16 protein-coding genes are annotated in these 19,992 nt (G+C 44.9%); 7 read left to right on the top strand and 9 right to left on the bottom strand.

Annotated features, from left to right (window positions below; genetic code table 11):
* Positions 1–31: 31 nt before the first annotated feature.
* From FLA_RS09285 to FLA_RS09295, 3 genes are all read right to left on the bottom strand, one after another.
* On the bottom strand, positions 32–2,743 hold the full coding sequence (locus tag FLA_RS09285; protein WP_231940412.1) for a TonB-dependent receptor: 2,712 nt from the start codon (positions 2,741–2,743) through the stop codon (positions 32–34).
* A gap of 216 nt (positions 2,744–2,959) precedes the next feature.
* Positions 2,960–3,868: an AraC family transcriptional regulator gene (locus FLA_RS09290; RefSeq protein WP_076382781.1), complete on the bottom strand. Its 909-nt coding sequence runs from the start codon at positions 3,866–3,868 to the stop codon at positions 2,960–2,962.
* Between the two features lie 184 nt (positions 3,869–4,052).
* Entirely contained in the window at positions 4,053–6,356 is a 2,304-nt protein-coding gene (locus FLA_RS09295; RefSeq protein WP_076382780.1) for an amylo-alpha-1,6-glucosidase, read from the bottom strand.
* Positions 6,357–6,455: 99 nt separating this feature from the next.
* Between FLA_RS09295 and FLA_RS09300 the strand changes: the two genes are divergently transcribed.
* Complete coding sequence (locus tag FLA_RS09300) at positions 6,456–7,175, top strand: hypothetical protein (protein WP_144264204.1); 720 nt, start codon at positions 6,456–6,458, stop codon at positions 7,173–7,175.
* The gene (locus FLA_RS09305; protein WP_076382778.1) at positions 7,175–7,978 is read left to right on the top strand and encodes a formylglycine-generating enzyme family protein; all 804 of its coding nucleotides are present in this window, start codon (positions 7,175–7,177) and stop codon (positions 7,976–7,978) included. Before FLA_RS09300 ends, FLA_RS09305 begins: the two co-directional genes overlap by 1 nt.
* Positions 7,979–8,103: 125 nt before the next feature.
* On the opposite strand, the gene prfH is transcribed toward FLA_RS09305, so the two are convergent.
* A complete protein-coding gene (prfH, locus tag FLA_RS09310) occupies positions 8,104–8,721 on the bottom strand; it encodes a peptide chain release factor H (protein WP_076382777.1) in 618 nt (205 codons plus the stop codon).
* Positions 8,722–9,153: 432 nt separating this feature from the next.
* Here prfH and FLA_RS09315 point away from each other — a divergent pair, with 432 nt between their 5' ends.
* Positions 9,154–10,593, top strand: coding sequence for a metallophosphoesterase family protein (locus FLA_RS09315; RefSeq protein ID WP_076382776.1), 1,440 nt, complete (start codon positions 9,154–9,156; stop codon positions 10,591–10,593).
* A gap of 789 nt (positions 10,594–11,382) precedes the next feature.
* On the opposite strand, the gene FLA_RS09320 is transcribed toward FLA_RS09315, so the two are convergent.
* The 3 genes from FLA_RS09320 to FLA_RS09330 form a co-directional block, all read right to left on the bottom strand.
* Positions 11,383–12,126 (bottom strand): lysophospholipid acyltransferase family protein, encoded by a 744-nt coding sequence (locus tag FLA_RS09320; RefSeq protein WP_076382775.1) that lies wholly within the window; start codon positions 12,124–12,126, stop codon positions 11,383–11,385.
* A 45-nt stretch (positions 12,127–12,171) separates the two neighbouring features.
* The gene (gene ung / locus FLA_RS09325; protein ID WP_076382774.1) at positions 12,172–12,843 is read right to left on the bottom strand and encodes a uracil-DNA glycosylase; all 672 of its coding nucleotides are present in this window, start codon (positions 12,841–12,843) and stop codon (positions 12,172–12,174) included.
* Positions 12,844–13,012: 169 nt separating this feature from the next.
* A complete protein-coding gene (locus FLA_RS09330; RefSeq protein ID WP_076382773.1) occupies positions 13,013–13,900 on the bottom strand; it encodes an NmrA family NAD(P)-binding protein in 888 nt (295 codons plus the stop codon).
* An 80-nt stretch (positions 13,901–13,980) separates the two neighbouring features.
* On the opposite strand from FLA_RS09330, the gene FLA_RS09335 reads away from it, so the two are divergent.
* On the top strand, positions 13,981–14,376 hold the full coding sequence (locus FLA_RS09335; RefSeq protein ID WP_076382772.1) for a winged helix-turn-helix transcriptional regulator: 396 nt from the start codon (positions 13,981–13,983) through the stop codon (positions 14,374–14,376).
* Between the two features lie 23 nt (positions 14,377–14,399).
* On the opposite strand, the gene FLA_RS09340 is transcribed toward FLA_RS09335, so the two are convergent.
* On the bottom strand, positions 14,400–15,080 hold the full coding sequence (locus tag FLA_RS09340; RefSeq protein ID WP_076382771.1) for an alpha/beta fold hydrolase: 681 nt from the start codon (positions 15,078–15,080) through the stop codon (positions 14,400–14,402).
* Between the two features lie 267 nt (positions 15,081–15,347).
* Here FLA_RS09340 and FLA_RS09345 point away from each other — a divergent pair, with 267 nt between their 5' ends.
* Positions 15,348–16,586, top strand: coding sequence for a thioredoxin family protein (locus tag FLA_RS09345; RefSeq protein WP_076382770.1), 1,239 nt, complete (start codon positions 15,348–15,350; stop codon positions 16,584–16,586).
* A gap of 74 nt (positions 16,587–16,660) precedes the next feature.
* The gene (locus FLA_RS09350; RefSeq protein ID WP_076382819.1) at positions 16,661–17,179 is read left to right on the top strand and encodes a hypothetical protein; all 519 of its coding nucleotides are present in this window, start codon (positions 16,661–16,663) and stop codon (positions 17,177–17,179) included.
* Positions 17,180–17,251: 72 nt separating this feature from the next.
* Here FLA_RS09350 and FLA_RS09355 read toward each other — a convergent pair whose 3' ends face one another.
* A complete protein-coding gene (locus FLA_RS09355) occupies positions 17,252–18,145 on the bottom strand; it encodes a dienelactone hydrolase family protein (protein WP_076382769.1) in 894 nt (297 codons plus the stop codon).
* A 125-nt stretch (positions 18,146–18,270) separates the two neighbouring features.
* Between FLA_RS09355 and FLA_RS09360 the strand changes: the two genes are divergently transcribed.
* Positions 18,271–19,956 carry a M1 family metallopeptidase gene (locus tag FLA_RS09360; protein ID WP_076382817.1) on the top strand — a complete coding sequence of 562 codons (1,686 nt, stop codon included), beginning with the start codon at positions 18,271–18,273 and terminating at the stop codon, positions 19,954–19,956.
* The last annotated feature ends 36 nt before the right edge of the window (positions 19,957–19,992 follow it).

Genomic DNA, 19,992 nt, shown 5'->3' on the forward strand with positions numbered 1-19,992 from the left:
GTGTTAAAGGACACCAGAACGAAAATGAATATTAGAAAGTAAGCTTCAAACTGGCTGAAAAGGTGGTGCCCAGTATGCTGAAATGGGAGCCATTATAAGGTACTATCTGGTAACGGCCATCGAAGGTGATGCCATTGTAGTTGGCTGCAACAGCTGCCGGACTTTTTAACAGGGCTTCTCCTTCTGCATTCTTGGCTATAAAATCCCATTTGGGCAATACATTGAAAATATTCTGTACACCGCCAAAGAAGGTGAGGTTACGGGTAAGCTGCACACTAAAGCTGAGGTCGGTAGTAACACGGGTTTTAAATTTAGTGTCCAGGTTAGCATCCAGTCCATTGTCCGAATCATGAAAAGTAACCGGGCCAAACACGGTATTGTCCAGGTTAAATGTCCAGTGTTTTATTTTGTAATCCAGTCCGGCAATGTATTTGAACTTAGGACGCGAAGTTAATATGAGGGCCAGGTTTTGATCGGTTACAATATTTTTGCCGGCAGCAGCTATTAACGGTGGATTGTGCAGCGCCAGGTTTTTGTTTTCCAGGGTGTAGTTGCCTGCCAGGTTTAATCCCAGTTTGCCATTGCCTAAAGCAATGTTGCGGTAGTTAGCCACAAAGTCAAGCCCCTGTGTGCGTGTATGCATTCCGTTTACAAAAAATCCTACACTTACAATGCCGTTTTGTTGCAGTACGGTATTTAAGCCCTCAGAACCAGGGCCATCGCCGGGGCCAATGTTGTCGCTTAACAATATCCTGTTTTTCAGTTTAATATTATAGTAATCTACCGTAATGTTCAGGTTAGAGGTGGGTTTTAAACCTAAGCCGGCTGTAAAGTTGGTAGACTTTTCGGGTTCCAGTTTAGGCACACCCAGTAAACGCGCCTGCGGGCTGTTGTTGCTTACAATACCGGATGTTTGAATAGTGCCGCCGCTGAAAGATGCCTGTGACAATTGAAGGTTAATTTGTGACAGGGAAGGGGCGCGGAAACCGGTGGATACCGAACCGCGGATAGTGATTTTATCATCCAGCAGTTTATAACGTGAGCTGATTTTCCATACAAAAGCATCTCCAAAATCGCTATAGTTTTCAGCGCGGATGGTACCATTCACCAGGAAGTCGTCAGTAACATCATAGCTAAGATCTAAGTAGCCGCCAAAGTTGTAGCGGGTTGATTTGATGGCATTGGCAGAACCATATCCCGGAAAGGAGATAGCGCCTGAGCCACGCACGGAAGCGGTGTCGCCGGCTACCAGCGAGTAGTTCTCTACCCTGAACTCGGTACCAAAAGCAACGTTCAGCTGGCTGCTGAGTTTACGCGAAATATCAATGTTGCCAATGTTGTTACTGAACGTAAACCCACCCGGCTTAAAGCTAATAGGGCTGCTGGAGCCAAGGCTTTCATTGATGGTGTTGTTTACGGTATATAGTTGTTTATTACCACCGGTAGTAAAGCTCATGTCTGTTTTCCAGCCATTCTTTTCTGAGCGAAAGCCGATAGTGCCGTTGTAATCATTTAAATCACCTTCAAACGTTGGTCCAAAACCAATGTACTCTGTACCTGCTGCATGCAGTAAGCCGTAATCGCTTTTCCAGTAAGGCGTACGGTAGTTGGCATTACTGATCACTTTTTTATATACATAAGCGGCATTGAAATAAATTTCGGTATTGTCGCTTAACGCACTACCGCCATTTACCAGAAATTTAGCAGAGGAGTTGGCAGGGGTGCCGTTAGGGTTATTGGCATCAGGAAACTTGTCCAGGTAGGCTTGTGCTTCTTCTACCGAAACGCCAAAAGTGGCAGCTTCTCCTTCAGCGCTTACTTTGCCGGCCCGGTTGGTGCGGTTGGTATGTTGCAGGTCGATGGTATAGTTGATATATCCTTTGTTGCCAAAGTTTGCTCCGTTATTCAGCGCCATGCCAATCATGGCTCCATCGCCTTTGTGCGTAATAGCCGATTTGGCAATAACAGAGCCATATTCGTATTTGTCTTTTAAAATAATATTCATGACCCCGGCAATAGCATCCGAACCGTATTGTGCCGAAGCGCCGTCGCGCAATATTTCTACGCGTTTAATTGCATCAGAAGGGATAGCGGAAAGGTCTGCGCCTGTTTCACCACGGCCGGGTGATGACTGCACATAGGTTAAAGAGCTGGCGTTTTTTCTTTTGCCATTGATGAGTATTAAGGTCCGGCTGGGGCCCATGTTCCTTATTTCGTAAGGATCTAATAATGAGGTGGCGTCGTTTACCGGTGTGTTTACCGTGCTAAAGCTGGGAACCCGGTATTGCAACGATTTATCGAACGAAGGCTGGCCGGTAGAGCTTAAATCAGCCGCTGTTATAATGTCTACAGGCACAGTGCTGGTGGTCATGGTCCGTTGCGATGCGCGTGTACCGGTGCTTACAATCAGCTCTTCCAGGTTGGCAGCAGTAGCTGCCAGGTCTGTGTTAAGTGTAACCGGGCTACCAGCCACTTTCACTTCTTTGGTAACAGCTATAAATCCTACATAAGAATAACTGATCAGGTAGTTGCCATCGGGCAGGCTTAATGTGTAATCGCCCTGGTTGTTGGTAACACTTTTTACTTTTCCTGGTAATGCCGAAACGGTAACACCGGCTATAGGTTTTTTTTGTTCATCTGTTACCTTACCGGTAACGGTGGTTTGCGCTAATGCAGCAGATAAGCTGTATACCCAAAGTGTAAGGGTAGCAATGCTCATGCGTAGTGTGCAGTTTTTGCTCATGTTTTGGATTTTTATAAAAGTAGCCTGTTGATATGGTGCTGATTAATCGGTAATTGTCTGGTGTTATTCAAATATTGCATGCACTTGTGGTTGCTGAAATGCAGGCATAGCATGGGTTACATGCTGTACAGGTAAGGCAGTAGTAAGCATGCAAGGTTGCTGTCTGCCTTGTATATGCAAAGCAGTGAATGGCATGGAGCAATCTGGATGAAATTTTTATATAGGGTAGGATACCGGCGTTAGCTCCCGGTTGCATTTGTACAGGCGTGTGTATTCGCTGGGCGACATTCCTGTTGTTTTTTTAAACACACGGTTGAAGGTGATAATGCTGTTAAAGCCAGTAGTATAAGCTACGTGGGCGATATTGTCGCAATCGCCCCGTATCATTTTTTTACAGGCTTCTGTAACACGTATTTCATTTAAGAAATTAAAATAGGTTTTGCGGGTATGCTTTTTAAAGTACTTACAAAAAGCATAAGGAGTAATGTTGGCTATGCGGGCAATTTTACTGAGAGAAATATCTTCTGCATAGTTTTCAATGGTGTATTCATACACATCATTCATACGTATGCCTTCCGTATCCATCAGTACTTCAAACTTACCCAACCCGGTAGCCAGGCATCGCCACGATTCTACCTGAACAGCCAGAAAGCGCAGCAGCTTCATAAAACAAAACAGACGGTCAAAGCCCGATAGTTTACTGATCCGTTTCATTTCCCGCGACACGATGTGTGTATACCTGGCTGGCAACTGCAACCCGTTTTCGGTAAGCGCTATAAACTTTTTAACGCTTTCCAGTTCGGGTAAACTAAACAGGGGTGAAAGGCATCCCTCAGGATTGAAAAAGATATGAATAGCCTGGCTATTATCAGTGGCCGGCTCTTTAAAATACCGGGCATCGCCTTTAAAAATGTGTGGCTGGTTAGCCCCGATAATGTATACGTCGCCCGGTTCAAAAGGCTGGGTATAATTACCGGCTATTAGTGTTCCTTCCCCCTTGATAATCAAGGTTAACTGTATTTCGTTATGTCGGTGCAGGTAGTTATAAAAATAAGGCAGTATATCTTCCTGCACTACCACTGAATTATCCTTTGATACGGGGGCAGTAAATTGGATAATTTTCATATTTGAATTTAATAAATATTATCCGTAATTGTTTTGTGTAGGCAATTTTTGATTAAGAAAGGACAATTAACGCAATTGATGATCGGTTTTGTGTAAATAAAGTAGTGCGGGCGTGCTGAAAGTGGAGTGGTAGAAGTGTTCCCTGCAACAAGCTGTAACACCTTTTGCAGAGAAATTGTATGATTTATTGTAAAAATTGTTGATTTTTTATGTCAGGTGATGGTATGGCAAATGGGATATGGGCCAGTTGCTGATCACATGTTTTTTGCTGTGCCAGTCGTGCCGCAGAAACCGGCACTTTTATGGTGCGCTTGTTACTGCCCGAATGGGTGATGGTAGAAATGCTAAGCACCTCATCCTGCTGCTCTATGTACAAGCTGGCATCACGATCGGCAGGAATAGCTATCGTTGTTTTTTCATAAGGAAAAATGTCCACTACTACTTTCATGGCATGGTTGGGAAGGGAATAGGTATAACTTTTACGTTCGTCGTTGGCATTGTACATAGCCTCAATCATGTCTTTGCCTACCCTAATAAAATATTGCAGGTGGGTTATTTCATTGGGCAGGGATGGAGCCAATGTTAGTGTGTTGTTGGGCATGTCGGGGTGTATGCCTAAAAAATACTGGTACCAGATGCGCAGCTGCTCAGCATTTGACCAGGCCTGCAAATAGGCTCCGGTGAGTTTAGGCCATGTTTGTCCTGGATGAGGATAGGCGTCGAGGTTTTCGCTAAGGCCACCTACTACGCCCAGGTGCAATGCCTGCCAGTTCATATGTTGAAACAGTTTCCATGCCGTCTCTGTCTGGTGTGCTTCCATCATTCGTTGCATAGCAATGCCGTTGAGCCAGGGCCATACAGTGCCGTTATGATAAGCAGCGTCTTTATGATAAAGCGGGCTAAGATGGTAAGGATGAAATGAACTGTCGTTTTGCGCCAATGTGCTTACGCCCCAGGGGTATACCAGTTGTTGCCATACCTGGCTGAGTATATTGTTTTTCAGTATGGTATCGTTCAGCATGTCCATAGCAAACAACTGGTTAGGGCGCATCACAAAATCAGGTTTGTTCTCCTTTGTTAAACGGTCGGCCAGGTAGCTGTGTTCCTTATCTGTAAAATCAGTGGCAAAGTCGTGTTTTACTTTATCAGCTGCCTGTTGCCATCGGCTACTGTTACTTTTATCTTTCATGTAGCGGGCAAAGTATACACCCGCGCAAAGCTGGTGATACCACAGTGCCTGTATATCGTTAGCGCGTGTGCCACGGGGTGAATAGGAAACCAGGTTGGCGTCACGTGCATCCATCCAGGTTTCATTATCCTCATGCAGCAGGTAGCCTTTTTCATCCACCCAATATTTCAAGGCACCTGCTATGCTGTTCTTTATCTGGGGGTATAGTTGACGGATAAGGGCTGTGTCGCCGGAATACTTTACATAGTCCAGCAATTGTATAATAAAGCGGGGCGTGCCATCGGTAGTATGATAATCGATGTTTTGCGGGTTTACAATATTAGGCACCCGTCCAAAGAACCGGGAATGTGGATCTGTTTGCTGATATTTTGCAAAAGAAACAAGGATGTTACGGGCTACTGCAAACTGTCCGTTCACCAGGGTAGCGCCGGGAAGGGAAATAAATTCATCACGACCCCAGTATTCGTTAAACCACGGAAGGCCTGCATAAATACCATAACCCTGCTGGTGCGTAACCAGCTGCCGGGTGGTTATTTGCAGCCAGTCTAATGCCTTATCCACCGAGTCGATGCCTGTGTAGGTATAGCCATTGTAAAACAAAAAGGTTTGCATGGCAGTTCTGCGCTGCTGCTTCCAATCTATAATGTGCTTACGGGTGGCCTGTAATAATTGGGTGGCTTCTGCCTGTGTTTTGCCTACAGCTATATAAAAGCCACCTGCACTGGCAGTAGTAGACAGCAGGTTGTTTTTGTATTGAACAGGAGTATTTTTTTGCGCACTCACGGCTATTACATACTGGCCTTCCATAGGGCTGAAGAATGCGATATTGTTTTGTAATGCCTGCTGTGTTACCCCTTTGCCCTTTAAGCGGATGCCTATGGTGCCTGTGGCATTGGCTATATCTATTGCCAGGCTGTTTTTTCCATCCAGCATCCATAGCTCTTCCTGAATACTATCGGTATAGGTGCGTAACAACTTGTGCGGATATACCCATACGTCGGCCGTTTCGTGAGATAGCAACTGTTGGTTGTGATATAGCTCATAGCCGCCGAATATCCTGTTTTTCGCAATGTTCATCCCCTCAAACCAGGCATATTCTACATGATCAGTAACATGCGATTGTGTGTAGTAATAAGCAGCTTCCTGGTTGGTATAGGAAACGCTGCGGTTTTGTTCACGCAACACATGCATGCCCATTTTATCCAGTTGAGTGCATGTTTGAAATAAGGTGGTTTCCTGGCTATTACCCATAAAAGTGGTTAACGACAACAATAATGCGATACCTGTTTTTTGTAACATGACAGGGGAATAAATTTTGTTCAGTAACAAAAGTACTGTTTCTGGTATTTGCTGGTTATTAATACCTTGTTAGTTACATTTACGGAATATTCTATGACTATGAAACTACTAATGGCCCTTTTTGCGGCTTTGCTGCCTTTTTTATCTATGTCACAAGACAACAACGCCAGTGCGGAAAGTGAAGCATATCACGAAACCCGACAAAAAACAAGTGTACCTCCTTATGGCCTGGATAAAGTCAAAAAACTACTCGGCAAAACCACCAGTGACGAAAGTGACAATACCATACTTGCCGCTAAGGACTATTTATCATTAACCCTGCGGGAGAAGTTTACTTATCATATGATCCATGCCGAAACCTATCTTCAGAACTGTGATATTATACTGACTGAAAAGGACGAAGAGAAGAAAATTTTCGGGCATTTGCCGGAGCCTTTTAATGAAAGTGTGTGGAGTGCCCGCCAGACCGATTTTTTAGAAGCCAACCGCGATTCGGTAATGGCTTTGATAAAGGAGTCTGTCAATAGAAGTGGCAGAATGGGAGTGAACTATAAACATGCGTTGGTGGAGATCAGGGCCCTGGAAATGATTCCTTTCCTGGTGGAGTTTTACAAACGCGACCGCAAAGACCATGATGTATTAACGGTGCTGATGTTGCTGATGAAGGGCGCGAAATACGAGCCATTTACTTCTTCGGCGTCGTATGGTAAATTATATGGTAAAGAAAGCAGTTACCACGCTGCCTTCCTGGTGCTGAATACGGCCAATGAAGATTTGATTATGAAGCGTGCTATGGACCTGTTTAATGCCATGAGTTAATGCTGGCAGGTATACTCTTACATATAGCCACCTTGTTTGGAACCGTTTCTGATACAGACTTTGTGCGTATTCCAGCCGGGCCATATACCCTGGGGCGAAAAGGTCATGCCTTTAATCCCCTGCATACCGTGCAGGTAAACAGCTTTTATATAGGGGCTACGGAGGTAACCAATCGCCAGTTTGTTGCTTTTGTTGCGGCCACCCAATACATTACCGATGCCGAAAAGCGACATAATGCCCTGGTATTTGAACCAGGCCTGGACGAGTTCAGGTGGAAGGAAGACAGTACCGCCTGTTGGCGCTTTCCGAATGGTATTGCGCACGGTGGTATTGATGGCAAAATAAACCACCCGGTAACCACTATCAGTTACCATGATATACAAGCTTACTGCCAATGGGCAGGCGTGCGTTTGCCCACGTTGGATGAATGGGAGGTTGCAGCACGCGCCGGGGCCAGTACTGCTTATTTCTGGGGTGATGATATACAGCAGGCCGGCCAGTATGCCAACATCTGGCATGGGCACGATCATTTAACTGCTGATTCTACAGATGGATATATGTATACTTCGCCGGTGGGTAGCTTTCAGCCGAATGCGTATGGCTTATATGATGTATATGGCAACGTGTTTGAATTTTGCGAAGGTCATGTGAAAAAAGGAGAGCAATCGGTACATGCCCGTGGCGGATCGTGGTGGTGCAGTCGCTACGCCTGTGGTTTTTTCAACAATGTAGATATAGGCCGGGTAAATCCACATGCTTCTTTCAGTAACCAGGGATTTAGAGTGGTATGTATTGACCGCTGATAGGTTTGCGTAACTTGTTTTTATAAGCAGGTGATACTTCTATCCCGTTGCTATTGATAATACGGTTTAAATGTAAGAAGCCTGGCCATGCCGCCAGGCTTCTTACGTTTTGAAGATTTGTAAGTTTACAGTAAGGGCTGTTTAAACGTGCGCACGGGGTTGCCGCGTTCCAGCACATTGTGTTCCTGCCATTGGCTTTGCTGGTTTTGCAGTAATTGCGCAGCCTGCCATTGTAATACTTTGGCTTTGAGCCTTTCCAGGCACAGCTTTTTGTTTTGCAGCTGTGAGCGGCTGTCCATAGCCAGCACCTGAATGCCCGAAGGTTTGTGGGTTCCTCTTACGGCTGTTTCTACCTTGTTCACATTCTGTCCGCCTGGCCCTGAAGCCCGGCAGGTGTCCAGCGCCACATCTGCTTCGTTCCATTGCACCTGTTGTTGCATATTAAAAGCCTGCACGCCTATAAACCAGTTTTTACGTTTGTGCATGGTACGGTAAGGACTTGGTGCAATCCAGGCAATGGTACCTTGCCAGTTTTGCATAAATGCAGGCAGGGCTTCACCCCGGGCCAGCATGGTGATGGAATAGAAGGTGCCTTTGACAGCCGCCTTTTGTTGTTCGGTTGTTTCTATACTAATGCCAGCTGTTCTGGCTTCTTTCAATAATAATTCATGTACCCGGGCTACGGCACGGCAACACTCTGCCGGCCCGCGTCCTGCGGTAATTTGTATCAATAAACTGTGCATGACTTGTCAGTTATACGTGATAATAATAAGGGAAACCCTATGTAATAAAGAGATGCTTTTGCCTGCGTGGGCAAACTTTCCGGAATGGATTATATGTACAATTGTTCAGTCATGGTATTGTGTATTTAAGGTTACACAATCAGGTGAATAGACTGCAAAGGTATATTTTTTTTGTTTATTGTGAAATACTATTTCTTTTTCACTGCTTTTAAACGCAGCAGGTGCGGCTTTTTGCTGCAATGGAACACGTATACGGGTGGGGGGGATTGCAGCGCATGTATAACTATAAATGATATATGGATAATAATAGTGAAGAGGTGGTTGTTATGACTGCTATTAACACACAAATAATGCAACAGGTACTTGCAGATGCTTATAAAATGTATTATATTTAGTTAATTATTATCTCAACTGCCTGATCCATAAAAAACAATGCAAACCGACACTCTTAATGTAGAAGCACTTCACCGCAGGCTTGCTGCCGATCATTCCATCGCGGGCTATATCCAGTTATTACTGCATTATTTGCAATACAGCGAATACGAGTTAATTCTGTATATGCAGCGCGAAGGACAGTGGACTATTCAAAAACCGGCGCCTGTAGCTCCACCTGGTTACCAGAAAGGGGAAGGCAGTGTAGATGCCGGGTTGTTCCTGTTCTGGATTAACCATGCTTCTTCTTATATTAAAGACAAGGATATTATGCATGGGCTATGGATACTGAAAATAGCCCTGGTATATTATGGCTTGCCTATGCCCACTTCGCAATTAAAAGAATCGAACTATAAAAGACTGGACGAGAACAACCTGGTGTATGACGATGGCAGCATACTGGGCACTAATCTGTATGAAACCTACGATCAGGGCTGGTTTGTGGCCTTTTTTAACCTGGTAGTGACTATTATTTATTATGATAATGGCGTGCTGCCTGCACCCCCGCCTGTAATAACATTGAATAAAGCTACCGATGTGGAAGTGAAAATTGGCATGCTGGGCGATTGGGGTAGTGGCACAGAAGTAGCCCAAACAGTGATGAACCAGTTGGTGGGCTTGCAGCCGGATTACCTGGTGCATTTAGGTGATGTATATTACTCTGGCACACCGGGGGATGATTATACGCATTACTATGCCACTGGCGAAGAACAGGATCATTTATTAAGTATATGGCCGGATGCTTATGCAGGCGCTTCTTTTACCTTAAACTCTAACCACGAAATGTATTGCGGCGCACATGGGCTGCTGGATGTGGCACTGGCTTCGCGGGTATTTGCCAAACAAGGAGGAGCTACCTACTATGCGCTGCAATGTGGCGACTGGACCTTGCTTTGCCTGGATTCTGCTTTTTATGCAGATGTAACGCATGCTTATATGTATGGTAATATAGGCAATGAGCAGGCCAGCTGGATTAAAAGCCTGCAATTACAGCCTGCTAAAGTAATTGTGTTGACACATCATAATGGGTTTGAGTATAATTGTTCTAATGATACACAGGCATATTATACTCCTTTCTGGAACCAGGTTAGCAATGCATTAGGGGGCGATCCGTATGCCTGGTACTGGGGGCATATACATAATGGCATAGTGTATAATTCGCCTGTAACAATCGGAGACTTTGCCACGAACACTTATTGCCGCTGCCTGGGGCATGGTGCCATTCCTTTTGGCAACGCCAGCTCGCTGCAAAATCTGGCAGGAGTGGAATGGTATGCAAATAATCCGCCGGTTGATGCAGCAGGTAAGGAGGTGAGCAATGGCTCTGTGCTGCTTTCTTTTGCCTTACAGGATAACCAGGTTACGGCTATTACGGAAAACTTTTATGATGTAAGTGGTTTGCCACAACCTGTATGGAGTAAAATAATCTTCCAACTGTAATTTTTTACTATGCACGGGTCAGGCCTTCTTTTCTCGCGGTAATTATTGGGTGTTGCTGCCTGGTACTGCACATCTGGCGCATGCTCTGTAACAATTGCCGTGGTATAGAGCTAAGCTGCAATATTCTGCAGTACAACTGCTCTGTTGCCTGAATTGTAGTACACCTCCCTGGTAATGTGTGTTGCATCTTCCTGTACATCTGAAACATTACACAATACATCTGCACTTTACCACGGGAGATGTGTCTGGTGCCGGATAACATCTTATGTATTTTCGGTAACATGTTCTGCGTAATGCGTCACATCTGCATTATTGGTAAAAATATCTCACGCACGGCAGGGCAGATGTGATGTGTGTAAATTCACATTTGTCCGGTCATAGGTAATCCTGCAAATGGGGGCTGTTATGTCTGCAGGGGTGTAATGCACATGTATTTTGTTACAATGCACATCTGCAACATTATAGGGAATATTGTAAGCGTCTTGCGTAACATATGCATTGCCGTCGGGTAGATGTGCAGGATGCTACGACGAACTGTATTGTTGCAGGTGACATCTTCCGTATGTTGCGCAACATGTGCAGTATAACCCGGAACATGTTTTTTATCACAATGGCAGATGTGTACTATGCCCGGGAACATTGAACATGGGCTGCGGCAGATGTGCAGTGGTACGCTGCACATGTACATTTTTATGTTGTATAAAGTAAAACGTGCTTTTTCTGCAAAAAAAAGCACGTTTTGAAAGGTAAAACGCTAAAATTATGCCTGTAACAGGTAGTAGAAGAAGTTTATCCCTTTTTATGGGCGGCATAATAAGCCGACATCTCATTAAACAACCTTGTTTTTAGTTCGTTTACATTATCACCTGCATTTACCTGTACTGGTGGCAGAAAGTGCATTTCCAGTTTGTGTGGCATCATGTAAAAAAACTTATTGGTAGGAAGTACTTTATCTGTGTTGAATATTAAAACCGGGATAATGGGTTTTTCGGCAACAACTGCCAGCCGGAACGCTCCATCATAAAAGTTTTTCAATGGGGCGGAAGTCCTGTTGCGGGTTCCTTCCGGGTAGATGACCATATCCAGGCCAATAGCCAGCACTTTGCGCATTTGCTCAAAGCTTTTACGGCGGCTTACCGCACTTTTACGATCCAGCAGCACACTGCCTAAAGAATAGATCCAACCGAAAATGGGAACCAGGGCAAAGCTTTTTTTAGCAATGGTTTTGTTGGCATTGGGCATGAAAGGAGTTGTAACAGGCACATCCATCAGGCTGCGGTGGTTACAAACTACCACGTAATTGCGCCCTTTGATATAGTTTTCGCGTCCTTTTGTGCGCAGGGGGCAAACCACCAGGGTCAAAAAAATGCTCATCCACACACGTGACACACTACGGTGCCAGCGGGCGGCATATGGTTCACGCATGAGAAAACAGGGTAGATAAAATAAAATAGCTACCATCATGGTGGCAAAAAAGGTGCTTAACCCCCATAATGCCCAAATCCTGCCAAATACATTCTTCAAAAAGTTCATTTCAATCTAGTTTCTTCTTAAGGTACTCTTTCTATCTATCGTTAATTATACTGTCCAGTCAATTGGGTCTAATCCCTGCTTCGCTAATAGTTCGTTGGTTTTGCTAAAGTGCTTACATCCAAAAAAGCCTTTATCGGCACTGAAAGGCGAGGGGTGCGCCGCTTTTAGTACATGGTGTTTGGTTTCATCAATGAGTATTTGCTTTTCCTGTGCAAATTTGCCCCACAACAGGAATACCACACCTTTCTTCTCGTCCGAAATTTTGCGGATAACAGCATCGGTAAAGCTCATCCAGCCTACTTTACTATGACTGGCGGGTTCGTTGGCTCGTACCGTAAGCACGGCGTTTAACAGCAACACGCCTTGTTTGCTCCAGGGAGTTAAATCGCCTGTTTTAGGTATGATCATACCAATATCCTTATGCAACTCTTTATAAATGTTCACCAGTGAAGGGGGCGGGGTAACGCCTTCAGGTACCGAAAAGCTTAAACCCATTGCCTGGCCTGGGCCATGGTAAGGGTCCTGGCCCAAAATCACCACTTTCACTTCGTCAAAAGGTGTTTTATCAAATGCGTTAAAAATTAGCGCCCCCGGAGGGTAAATAACCTTATTCTGCATTTTTTCTGTCTTCAAAAAGGCCGATATTTCTCCGAAATAAGGCCGGGAAAATTCCTGGTGTAATGCCTCTTTCCAGCTGGCTTCTATTTTAACGTCCATAGTTTTTGTAAAACAGTTTGGTTGCAAACTAACAAAAAAATACGCTTTTGGGGCCGGAAGTTACAGGAAACTGGCTAAAGGGAAATTGGAGGTAGGTTTATAAGTATAAAAGGCGCTTCTTTACTGCCTGATAAAGAAGCGTCTTTTGGATAACGGGAGATGCAAAAGCTTATTCAGCAGCAAACCGGGCTGCAAACTCCTGTGCAAACATTTCCAGTGAATGAGCCGCATGTTGGGCAGGCTTGTTTTTATCGTAGTCTTCCCATAAAATACCTTTTCTCAGTGCTGCGCCCATTTCGGTAAAAATAGTAGCCATTACGGGCGGTAATCCGGCTTGTAACATGCCGTTTTCAGATTGTTCATCGGTAAACTCCACCCAGGGTAAGCTGGGTTTACTAATAGCGTTGGCCAATACGGCAACAGATTCTCCTACTGTGCGGTCGTCGCTTACCAGGTAGCGTATGCTTTTGCCAGTAAAGTTTTGCTGTAATTCTTCTGCTACAGCAGCGGCAATGTCTGCCGGATGCACCATCACCAGGCGGGTGCTGGCAGGGTAGTTGGCACCCATAATGCCCTGGTGTTTTATCAGCGGAATATCATTATAAAAGTTGATGTAAAAGAACGGGGCGCGAACGTGTTTAATGGCAACGTTTTCCAGCTGGTTCAGTGCTATTTCGGCATCGTGCAGCCCGGCAATAGGGCCGGTACCGCTTTCGAGGTGTGCACCTATGCTGCTGAGGTTCACTACTTTTTTAATGCCTGCGCTGGCAATGGCCTGTGCGTAAATGCGGCCGGCATTGGCTACATACTCACGGTAGTTGCTGGCGCCAAAAAAGGGTGGTATCATGGTATAAACGGCGTCTGCGCCGGTAAAGGCGCTGGTAACAAAAGCCACATCGCCAAGTGCTCCAATGGAGGCTATAGCGCCCAGGGCCTCAATAGCTGCTTTTTTGTTGGGGTCGCTGCTGATGATGGTTACGGTATGTCCTGCCTGTAATAGTTGTTTGGCCAGTGGCTGGCTGATATTGCCCAATGATCCGGTAATGGTAACTTTCATATTCTTCTTTTTGTATATAATAACACAAAGCTATTTTTGTACTTACTTTTTTACAAGTACTTACCCCAGAGTATGTATCTATGGCACAGGTAAAAGAAAGTTCTACCATACAGGAGAACAAGCAGATTGCATTCAACGAATGCCCGGTTACGTATGTGATGGAGAAAATTGGCGGTTACTGGAAACCCATCATCCTGTTTCACCTGCTTTCGGGCAGTAAACGTTACAGCGAGCTGAAAAAGGCAATACCCGCTGTAACGGAAAAAGTGCTGATACAGCACCTGAAGCAGCTGGAAAACGATAACCTGGTGGTGCGGGAAGCAAAGCCGGTAGTGCCACCTTATGTAACCTATAGTCTTACCGATTCGGGCAGGGGATTGCAACCGGTGTTATATGCTATGGCTGTGTGGGCTACGGAAGATAGCAAAGCGCATGGAATGGTGCCTAAAGACCTGGCCGGCTTTCCGGGGCAATAATTTTACTATCACCTGCTATCGTTTTATTGCCGTATAAACCAGTTGATCATTTCGGCATTTACCTGCTCAATAGGGTGTGGCGTATCTGGCAGCACTGCCAGATGGGCATTGGGCAGATTTTTATAGGTGTTTACCGTTTCTTCCAGGGTAACCATTTTATCCCTGTCGCCCAGCATAATCAGCACAGGCGTTTGAATGGTTTTATAATCCTCTGGCTGTAGTGGATTGGATTGTCCCATGGCCAACAGCATATCAGTGGTGCGCTGCAGCACTTCCCGCCAGTTATTAGGGGCATGAATGGCTTCCAGACCTGCAGCAAACACCGGCACTTTAGCGGCAATAGTTTCCGGATTCAGCATTTTTGTTTCGCGGTTAGCTATGGTTTCATCCCAGTGAAACTTAGTGCCGAGGGTAATGATTTTACGTATCAGTTGCGGATGTTGTTTTGCCAGGTGCATGGCTACATAGCCGCCCATACTATAGCCGAATATAACCGGGTGTTTTAGCTGGTGTTTTTGTATGTAGTGGTGCACCGATGTAGAAAACAACGGGATGGAAAATGCTTCTTCAGGAAACGCTTCGCCACCATGACCCGGAAAGTTTAATAAATGCACATCGTAATCAGAAGCTAATAAGCCGGCAATCGTTTTCAGCTGACACGATGCTCCAATGGCGCCGTGCAGCAATAGAAGGGGAGTTTTCATCTATTAAAGTTACCGCTTTTTCCTGCGGCTTACCGCAACTTTCCCGTAACACCGCTCATCACAGGAAGGGATTTATATGTAATAATTAGATATATTTGAAAGGCTCTGTTATGAAAAGCAGTATGGTAATATGAAAAAAATAACTGCATACCCGTTAGCATTGCTAACGATTTTTTGCCACACAGCAAATACACAACGCGGCCATAGCACTGCTAATGCTGCCAAAGAATATATTATTTCTTTTGATTGCTATTAACCTGACGATATATGAATACGATTAGACTTGCCTTTGTATGCTTACTCTGTTTTGCCGTAATTACTGCCACTGCCCAGGAGACAGATAAAAAAGGTATCCGCTTTTTTGAGGGTAGCTGGAAGGCGTTGCTGGATACCGCGCAGCAATTACAAAAACCTGTTTTTATAGATGTGTATACCAGCTGGTGTGGTCCTTGTAAGTTGATGGACCGGAATATATTTACCGCTGATAAAGTGGGCGAGGTGTATAATGCGGAGTTTGTGAATTACCGTTTAGATGCGGAGAAGGGGGAAGGGGTGGATATTGCCCGTAAGTTTAATGTAAAAGCATATCCTACTTTCCTGTATCTGAACAGCGGTGGCTACCTGCTGCACAAGCGTGTGGGCGAACAGGAAGAGAAGCCGTTTGTGCAAACGGGGAAAGAAGCTTTACAGATAGCTGTTCAAAAAGATAACCTGGCCAGCCTGGAAGAGCGTTTTGATAATGGGGCGCGTGATACGGGCTTTTTGCATGCTTACCTGGATAAGCTAAAGCGGGCCGACATGGATAATAGCAAAGTGCTGGATGCTTACTTTAACGGTCTTTCTTATACGCAGATGGCACAGGAGCAAACGATGGTATTTTTAGGCAAATACCTGATGAACACCCAAACGGCCGCCCTGGGATATTTTCTCGCACATTACGATGGGTTAAGCGATACAGCTCAACAACAAGTGGCTGGTAATATGTACCGTTTGTGTAGCCGTGGCATAGCTAAAGAGCTGGATAATAAAAATGTGATGGTGATAAAACAGCTATTGCAGTTAATGGATAAGCTGCCGGGGCTGGATGCGGGTTCGCGTTATAATACGCTACGCATGAAGCTGGTATATTATGATATGGTGAGGGATTACAAGCAGCTGATTACTACAGGGTATGCGCTTACAGCAGGCTTGATGGATATTCCGGTGGATAGCATGCGTACGGTAGATGCGGCTATGTTTGCCGATATTATGCAACCATTTTTAACGGGAGCAAAGGATAGCGCTTCTATACCGGGTTTTAGTGAAGAAAGAAAACTGGCAGAACATATTTATACCAAAGAAGTTTGTGGTAAACTGTATACCGTGATAAAGGCTTTTACCAGGTTACCCGATACTGAAAAGTCGGCACTGCACGATGCGTTATTATGGGTCAACAGGATATGTTTGCTGGACCCGGAAGTAACTGCTTTTTCCAGCCTGCGCTCGCAGCTGGAAAAACGGCTGTAGTAAAAAATAAAAAATTACGTGCAACGAAATACAAGGTTTATTCATCAGTGTTGATGATGTATAAAACCTGTATTATGAAAAAATGGTATAGCCTTTTGGCATTGTTGATAGTGTTAACGCTGGTTTCCTGTAAGAAGGAGAGCCTGGCTTATAGAAGTGAGTTTGATCAAAGCTATCAAACCTGGTTGCGGTTTAAAGATTCTTCTCATAATTCCTATCAATATTTGACGGTTACTTCTTCTGTATTTGGCTTTGGTTCCGAAACCTTAGTTACGGTGCAAGCGGGTAAAGTAACAGGGCGTTCCTATACCAGCAAACAATATGCAAATGATGGTACAGGTAATTCTACTGTTTTAATTCAATGGACGGAAGATGAAAGCAGTTTACTGACTCATGGTATAGACAGTGTTATTTTAACCCTGGATGATATTTATGAGAAGGCCAGGGTAGACTGGCTGGTAAAAAGAGGGGATGCTACTACTTACTTTGAAACCAAAAACAGGGGAATGATCTCTTCTTGTGGATATATTCCGAATGGATGTCAGGATGATTGCTTTCATGGTATTAATATCGCATATATCAAGCCTTATTAAAAAATATACTGGTTTATTTTAGTGAAAGGGGCCCAAAAACAGGCCCCTTTGTTATATCATTTCCGCTATTGTTTAACTGAGCTTTTTGGTAAAGAAATCAATAGTACGTTGCCACGCCAGTTCGGCAGCGGCTTTGTCATAACGGGGAGTGGTATCGTTGTGAAAACCGTGATTTACGTTGGGGTAAATATACCCGGTGTATTCTTTATGGTTTTCTTTTAATGCTTCTTCGTAAGCCGGCCATCCTTCTGTAATGCGGGTGTCCAGTGAAGCGTAGTGCAATAGTAAGGGCGCTTTTATCTGTGGCACCAGTTCTTTTGCAGGCTGGCTGCCGTAAAAAGGAACAGCAGCTGCCAGGCCGGGTACACGCACAGCCATCATGTTCGATATCCAGCCGCCAAAACAAAAGCCTACCACTCCAACATAACCATTGCAGTTTTTGTGATTTTTCAGGTATTCATAGGCGGCTATAAAATCTTCCAGCATTTCATTCTTATCTCTTTTGCTTTGCAGCTCACGGCCCTTTTCGTCATCACCCGGGTATCCCCCTAAAGGGGTTAAGGCATCAGGAGCAATGCTGATAAAGCCTGCCAGCGCCGCACGACGGCCTACATCGGCTATATAAGGGTTTAAGCCACGATTTTCATGCACCACAATAATGCCACCCAGTTTTTTAGTGTTGTTAACGGGCTGCGATAGTTGTGCTTTTATAGTGCCGCCCCCTTTTTCAGAGGAGTATTGTATGGTTTCGGTAGTTAGGCGGGAGTCGTTGGCAGGCACCTGCCATGTGTTTTTATAATCAGGCATCAAAAAGCCCATCAGGGAAGTAAGGGTAAGGCTACCCACTGCATAAATAGATAACTTCTCCATAAAATCGCGCCGGTTAAGGCGGTTATGGGCATAGTCATCATACAGGTCAAACACCTCCTGTTTGATATCTTCCTTTTTGATTTCGTTGTTGCTCATATGTATAGTGGTTTGTATTAAAATTAGCAAATACCTTTTTTTGCCAGTTAATATTCGGCAAAAGCCAGATAATAACGGTATAGCGTTAGTCGTTGGTGATAAGTATGTTTGATTTTTGAATGATTATGTATAGTATACGTTTATTTATCAGTGCCTGCATAAGCCTGCTGGCGGGTGTTTTATTAACCGGTAGTGCGCTGGCGCAGAAGCCTGCCTATACGCATGCCGACACGTTGCGGGGCAGCATTACACCGGAGAGAAGCTGGTGGAATGTGCTATATTATGCCATTACGGTAAAGCCAGATGAGGGTAGTAAAACCATTACCGGTAAAAACAGTCTTCGCTACCAGGTAACCCAGGCTAATAAGGGGCGCAAAATGCAGCTGGATTTGCAGAAACCTTTGGTTATTGACAGTGTGCTGTGGGATGGAATACAACGGGTGCCGTTTGAAAAAGAAGGCAATGCCTGGCATGTGTGGATGCCGGAGCAACAGAAGGGTAGCATACACCGGGTGGATATTTATTATGGCGGCAAGGTGCATGAAGCCATCAGGCCGCCGTGGGATGGTGGCTGGGTATGGGGTAAAGACTCGCTGGGTCGCCCTTACATGACGGTGGCCTGCCAGGGACTGGGTGCTTCTATCTGGTATCCCTGTAAAGATCATCAGAGCGATGAGCCGGACAGCGGCGCTTCGTTAACGATGATCGTGCCCGATTCGCTGGTAGCGGTAGGTAACGGAAGGTTGCAGCACAAGCAAAGCAATGGCGATGGTACCACTACCTACACCTGGGCGGTGGTAAACCCTATCAGCAACTACTGCATTATTCCTTACATCGGAAAATATGTAAACTTTTCAGAAGTATATAATGGCGAGAAGGGGCCATTAAGTGTTAATTACTGGGTGCTGGATTATAACCAGGCCCGTGCTAAGGAATATATGCCCACACAGGTGCATAATATGCTGAAAAGCTTTGAATACTGGATGGGACCCTATCCGTTTTATGAAGATGGTTACCAGCTGATAGACGCTTCCCATACCGGTATGGAGCACCAGAGCGCCGTTTCGTATGGCAACCGCTATGCTTTCGGGTACCGCGGACGCGATCAGAGTAATTCGGGGCTGGGGTTGAAATTTGATTTCATTATTATTCATGAAAGTGGTCATGAATGGTTTGGTAATAACATCACCACCAACGATCTGGCAGATATGTGGGTGCATGAAAGCTTTACCAATTACAGCGAAACCCTTTTTGCAGATTATATATTCGGTGAGGAAGCGGGTAATGCTTACAACTATGGTATTCGCGCCGGTATACGTAACGATGCGCCTATTATTCCTGTTTATGGTGTAAACGCGCAGGGTAGTGGGGATATGTATCCTAAAGGAGGTAATATGTTGCATACCATACGGCACGGTATGGGTAACGACAGTTTGTTCAGAAGTATTATCCGTGGTTTAAACAGTACTTTTTATCATACTACCGTGAATGCGGCTGATATAGAAAACTATATCTCCAAAAGGGCGGGCTTTGATTACAGCAAGGTGTTTTCGCAGTATTTACTTACCACGCAAATACCCCGGTTTGAGTATTATTTCAGCGCCGATAAAAAACAGGTAAGTTACCGTTACGCCAATTGTATAAAAGGGTTTACCATGCCTTTGTTGTTGCAGCAGGCGGGTGTGAAAATAAAGCTGATACCTGCGGATAGCTGGAAAAGCCAGCCGGTAAATAGCGAACAGGCGGCCTTGTTTACGCCGGATGCTATACAGAAAATGTATTATTTGAAGGTAGTAGAGGGCGCTCAATAGCCTGATTATGAATAAACAGTAACATAGTATTGTTAA

This window comes from Filimonas lacunae (genome assembly GCF_002355595.1).
GTDB lineage: Bacteria > Bacteroidota > Bacteroidia > Chitinophagales > Chitinophagaceae > Filimonas > Filimonas lacunae.